Source organism: Pseudonocardia pini (assembly GCF_013870575.1).
GTDB lineage: Bacteria > Actinomycetota > Actinomycetes > Mycobacteriales > Pseudonocardiaceae > Pseudonocardia > Pseudonocardia pini.
Window position 1 is genome coordinate 1 of record NZ_JACBXB010000350.1, and the last position, 5540, is coordinate 5540.

Sequence of the window (5540 nt, forward strand, 5' to 3'; positions counted from 1 at the left end):
CCCAGCCGCGCAACCCGGCCGCGCAGAGCAGTCCAGCTAGGCCGTGCCGAACAGTGGTGCAGGGCGGCCGCGCAGGACGGCCGCGCAGGACGGCCGCAGCCCTGCAGCCCAGACGCGCACCCTCTCCGCGCACCGCAGCCGTGCGGGCAGAGCAAAGGTGTCTCGACACGACCCGGTGAGGTCCCCGGCCGGTCCCGCGGCCGTGGTCGTTAGGAGCCCCCGTGGTGTCCGGCTCGCGGGGCTGCGGGCTACTCCTGGGTCGCCGCCGCGGCGAACTGGGCGGTGTAGAGGCGGTGGTAGGCACCCTCCGCGGCCAGCAGCTCCTCGTGGGTGCCCTGCTCCACGATCGCGCCCGCCTCCATGACCAGGATCAGGTCGGCGTCTCGGATCGTGGACAGGCGGTGGGCGATCACGAAGCTGGTCCGGTCCGAGCGGAGGGCCGCCATCGCACGCTGCACCAGCACCTCGGTGCGGGTGTCCACGGACGAGGTGGCCTCGTCGAGGATCAGCAGCGAGGGGTCGGCGAGGAAGGCGCGCGCGATCGTGATCAGCTGCTTCTCCCCCGCGCTGACGCCGGTACCCTCCTCGTCGATGACCGTGTCGTAGCCGAGCGGCAGGGACCGCACGAAGCGGTCCACGTACGTCGCCCGCGCCGCCGCCATGATCTCCTCCGACGACGCCCCCGGCCGCCCGTAGGCGATGTTGTCCCGGATGGTCCCGTGGAAGAGCCAGGTGTCCTGCAGGACCATGCCGATCCCCGACCGCAGGTCGGCGCGGGCCATGGTGGCGATGTCGACGTCGTCGAGGGTGATGCGGCCGCCGTCGAGCTCGTAGAACCGCAGGATGAGGTTGACCAGGGTGGTCTTCCCCGCGCCGGTGGGCCCGACGATCGCCACGGTCTGGCCGGGCTCGGCCACGAGCGACAGGTCGTCGATCAGCGGCCGGTCCGCCACGTACCGGAACGACACGTGCTCGAACGCCACCCGCCCCCGTCGCGACGCACGCACCGCAGGCACGGCCGGGTCCGGCGACTGGGGCTCGGCGTCGAGCAGCTCGAACACCCGCTCCGCGGACGCGACGCCGGACTGCAGCAGGTTCGCCATCGACGCGGCCTGGGTCAGCGGCTGCGTGAACTGCCGCGAGTACTGGATGAAGGCCTGCACGTCCCCGAGGCTCATCGCCCCGGACGCCACGCGCAGCCCGCCGATCACCGCCACCAGGACGTAGTTCAGGTTCCCGATGAACATCATCGACGGCATGATGATCCCGGACATGAACTGCGCCCGGAAGCTCGCCTGGTAGAGCGCCTCGTTCCGCTCCCGGAACTGCTCCTCGACCTCGGCCCGGCGGCCGAACACGCGCACGAGCTCGTGTCCGGTGAAGGCCTCCTCGATGTGCCCGTTGAGGATGCCGGTGTTGCGCCACTGCGCCACGAACTGCTTCTGCGAGCGCTTCGCGATCGCCTGTGTGACCCACAGCGACACGGGGATGGTCACCAGCGCGACCAGCGACAGCAGCGGCGAGATCACGAACATCATGATCAGCACGCCCACGATGGTGAGCAGCGACGTGAGCAGCTGCGACATCGTCTGCTGCAGCGTCTGCTGCACGTTGTCGATGTCGTTGGTGACGCGGCTGAGCACCTCGCCGCGCTGGCGGGTGTCGAAGTAGCGCAGCGGCAGCCGGTTGATCGTGTCCTCGACCTCGCGCCGCAGGTGGAACACGGTGCGCTGGACGATGCCGTTGAGCAGGTAGCCCTGTGCGTAGGCGAAGACCGAGCCGCCGAGGTAGATCAGCACCACCCCGAGCAGCACCAGGCCGAGCGTGCGGAAGTCGATCCCGACCCCGGGCACCACGCCCTGGCTCTCGATCAGGGTCGCGACGGTGTCGTTCCCGGCGGCGCGGGCCTGGTCCGCGGCCTGCGCGGCGGTCAGCCCCGCCGGGAGCTGCTTGCCGATGATCCCCGCGAAGATCAGGTCCGTGGCGTGCCCGAGGATCTTCGGCCCGACCACGGTCAGCGCCACGCTGACCACCCCGAGCGCGATCACGGCGAGGACGCCGACCCGCTCCGGGGCGAGCCGGCGCATCAACCGCTTCGCCGAGGGCCCGAACGTCGAGGCCTTCTCGGCGGGCTGCCCGACCCCGCCCCACGGCGGTCCGCCGCCCCTGCGCTGGGCCGCGGCGCCCCGGGCGGCGCTGACGGTGTCCGCGTCCTGCTGCGGACGTCCCTGAGGTGCCGTGGTCGTCATCAGGCCGCCTCCTCCGCGCTGAGCTGGGACTCGACGATCTCGACGTAGGTCGGGCACGCGGCCAGCAGCTCCGCGTGCGTGCCGGTCCCGACCACCGCCCCGTCCTCCAGCACGACGATCCGGTCCGCGGTCCGGATCGTCGACACCCGCTGGGCCACGATCACCACGGTGGCGGCGGCCGTGACCGGGCGGAGCGCGGCCCGCAGCCGGGCGTCGGTGGTGAGGTCGAGCGCGGAGAAGGAGTCGTCGAACAGGTAGATCTCCGGGCGCTTGACCAGCGCGCGGGCGATCGCGAGCCGCTGCCGCTGGCCGCCGGACACGTTCGTGCCGCCCTGCGAGATCGGCGAGTCCAGCCCCTCGGGCATCGCGCGCACGAAGTCCGTGGCCTGGGCGATCTCCAGCGCCGCCCACAGGTCCTCGTCCGACGCCGCGGGGTCGCCGTAGCGCAGGTTGCTCGCCACGGTCCCGGAGAACAGGTAGGGCTTCTGCGGGACGAGCCCGATCCGCCGCCACAGCTCCTCGGGATCGAGCGAACGGATGTCGACGCCGTCGACCAGGACGCTGCCGTCGGTCGCGTCGAACAGCCGGGGCACCATGGAGACCAGCGTCGTCTTGCCCGCACCGGTGGACCCGATGATCGCCGTGGTCTCGCCGGGACGGGCGGTGAAGCTGACGTCGCGCAGCACCGGCGCGGCCGCGCCGGGGTAGGCGAAGCTCGCGTGCCGGAACTCGAGCAGCCCCTCGGGTGCCGGCGGGGCGATCGGGCTGACGGGCGCGGCCACGGACGACTCGGTCTCCAGCACCTCCGTGATCCGCTCGGCGCACACCGCGGCACGCGGGATCATGATCGCCATGAAGGTGGCCATCATGACCGCCATCAGGATCTGCAGCAGGTAGGCGAGGAAGGCCGTCAGCGCGCCGATCTGCATCTCGCCGGCGTCGATCCGCATGGCGCCGAACCACAGCACGGCCACGCTGGACACGTTGAGCACCAGGATCACGATCGGGAAGATCAGCGCCTGGAGCCTGCCCGCGGCCGTCGCGACGGCCGTGACCTCGGTGTTGGCCACCCCGAAGCGGGCCGTCTCCTCCGGCTCCCGGACGAAGGCCCGGACCACCCGGATGCCGGTGATCTGCTCGCGCAGCACGCGGTTGACGGCGTCGATCCGGGTCTGCATGAGCCGGAACTTCGGCACCATCCGCACCACGACCAGCCCGATCGCCACCACCAGGACCGGCACGGACACGCCCACCAGCCAGGACAGCCCGGCGTCCTCCTGCAGCGCCATGATCACGCCGCCGATGCACATGATCGGCGCGGTGACCATCATCGTGGCGCTGACCTGCACGAGCATCTGGACCTGCTGGACGTCGTTCGTGCCGCGGGTGATCAGCGAGGGCGCGCCGAAGCGGTTGACCTCGCGCACCGAGAACTCGCCGACGCGGTGGAACAGGTCGTGGCGCAGGTCGCGGCCGAAGCCCATCGCCGTGCGCGAGCCGATGTACACGGCGGCGATCGAGCAGACGATCTGCACCAGCGTGACGACGAGCATCCAGCCGCCGGTGGACATGATGTAGCCCGTGTCGCCCTGCGCGATGCCGCGGTCGATGATGTCGGCGTTGAGGCTGGGCAGGTACAGCGCGGCCATGGTGCCGACGAGCTGCAGCGCGACGACGGCGAGCAGTGGGCGCGAGTACGGGCGCAGGTGGCGCCGCAGCAGCTGCAGCAACATCCGGGGACCCCCGAGCGTGGTGGTGGGTGGGGCGCATCGGGCAAGGTTGCGCACCGGAACGGTAGTCCACCGGCCCCGGCCTCCCCCACCGAGTTCGGGTCGCAGGCCGTGCACGGATGCTGTTCCCGGGGCGTGGAGCCGCTACCGTCGGGGCCCACCACGAAGGGGGCGCACGATGACCATCTCGGTGTTCCTGCTCGACGACCACGAGATCGTCCGACGCGGCATCGCGCAGCTCCTCGAGACCGAGCCGGACATCGAGATCGTCGGCGAGGCGGGCACCGCGGCGGGCGCGCTCGCGCGGATCCCCGCACTGCGCCCGGACGTCGCGATCCTCGACGTCCGGCTGCCCGACGGCGAGGGCGTCTCGGTGTGCCGGGAGGTCCGGTCCGCGGTGTCCCCGCCGCCCGCGTGCCTGATGCTCACCTCGTACTCGGACGACCAGGCGCTGTTCGGCGCGATCATGGCGGGCGCGGCGGGTTACCTGCTCAAGCAGGTGGCGGGCGTCGACCTGGTCGGGGCGGTGCGCACGGTCGCGGCGGGCGGCTCGCTGCTGGACCCGAAGGCCACCGCGCTGGTGCTCGACAGGCTGCGGCACGGCCGCGAGCCCGCCGCCTCCGACCCGCGGTACGAGTCGCTGTCCCCGCAGGAGCGGCGGATCCTCGAGCTGATCGCGGACGGGCTCACCAACCGCCAGATCGGCGCGGAGCTGTTCCTCGCGGAGAAGACCGTCAAGAACTATGTGTCCTCGCTGCTGCACAAGCTGAACTTCGCCCGCCGTACCGAGGCCGCCGTCTACGCCGAGCGCAGGCGCCGCAGCTGACGGCGGCTACCGCGGCACGCGCCAGCTCAGCCGCGTCCCGCCGTCGCCGAGGCGGCGCACGTCGAGGGACCCGCCGAGCTCCGCGGCCCGGTCGGCGAGGTTGCGCAGCCCGCTGCGGGCCACGCCCTCCGCGATGCCGACGCCGTCGTCGACCACCTCCAGCAGCAGATCCGCGGGCCCGAGGTCGAGGGTGACGGTGACCGCGGACGCCCGGCCGTGCCGGACCGCGTTGGCCACCGCCTCGCGCGCCACCGCCTCGACGTGCGCGGCGACCTCGGGCGGCACGACCGTGTCCACCGGCCCGGCCGTGCGCACGGAGGTCCGCACGCCCTCCCCGGCCGCCGTGACGGCGTCGAGCAGCCTGCGGCGCACGCCGTCGCCGCCCTCGGTGTGCAGGGCGAAGATCGAGGTCCGGATCTCGCGGACCGTGCGGTCCAGGTCGTCGACGGCCGCCTCGATGCGCTCGCGGACCTCGGGGCCCGCGTCGAGCTTCAGCGAGCTCTGCAGCCGCAGCCCGGTGGCGAACAGCCGCTGGATGACGTGGTCGTGCAGGTCCCTGGCGATCCGGTCGCGGTCGGCGAGGACGTCGAGCTGGCGTTGCGCGCGGTTGCGTTCCCCCAGTTCCAGGGCCAGCGCGGCCTGCTGGGCGAAGGAGTCCAGCAGCGGGATCTCGTCCGCCCTGAAGGGCGGCTCCCCCGCCCGCCGCAGCCCGACGAGCACGCCGATCACCCGCTC

General features: G+C 72.5%; 4 protein-coding genes. 1 reads left to right on the top strand and 3 read right to left on the bottom strand.

Annotated features, from left to right (window positions below; translation table 11 throughout):
- Nucleotides 1-248: 248 nt before the first annotated feature.
- Nucleotides 249-2249: an ABC transporter ATP-binding protein gene (locus H5J29_RS19135; protein WP_181782386.1), complete on the bottom strand. Its 2001-nt coding sequence runs from the start codon at nucleotides 2247-2249 to the stop codon at nucleotides 249-251.
- The gene (locus H5J29_RS19140; RefSeq protein ID WP_181782388.1) at nucleotides 2249-3982 is read right to left on the bottom strand and encodes an ABC transporter ATP-binding protein; all 1734 of its coding nucleotides are present in this window, start codon (nucleotides 3980-3982) and stop codon (nucleotides 2249-2251) included. Before H5J29_RS19140 ends, H5J29_RS19135 begins: the two co-directional genes overlap by 1 nt.
- Before the next feature lie 175 nt (nucleotides 3983-4157).
- Between H5J29_RS19140 and H5J29_RS19145 the strand changes: the two genes are divergently transcribed.
- Nucleotides 4158-4805: a response regulator gene (locus H5J29_RS19145; protein WP_181782390.1), complete on the top strand. Its 648-nt coding sequence runs from the start codon at nucleotides 4158-4160 to the stop codon at nucleotides 4803-4805.
- A 6-nt stretch (nucleotides 4806-4811) separates the two neighbouring features.
- On the opposite strand, the gene H5J29_RS19150 is transcribed toward H5J29_RS19145, so the two are convergent.
- Nucleotides 4812-5540, bottom strand: a 729-nt coding sequence (locus tag H5J29_RS19150; RefSeq protein ID WP_246394047.1) for a sensor histidine kinase, incomplete at its 5' end; no start/stop codon positions are given.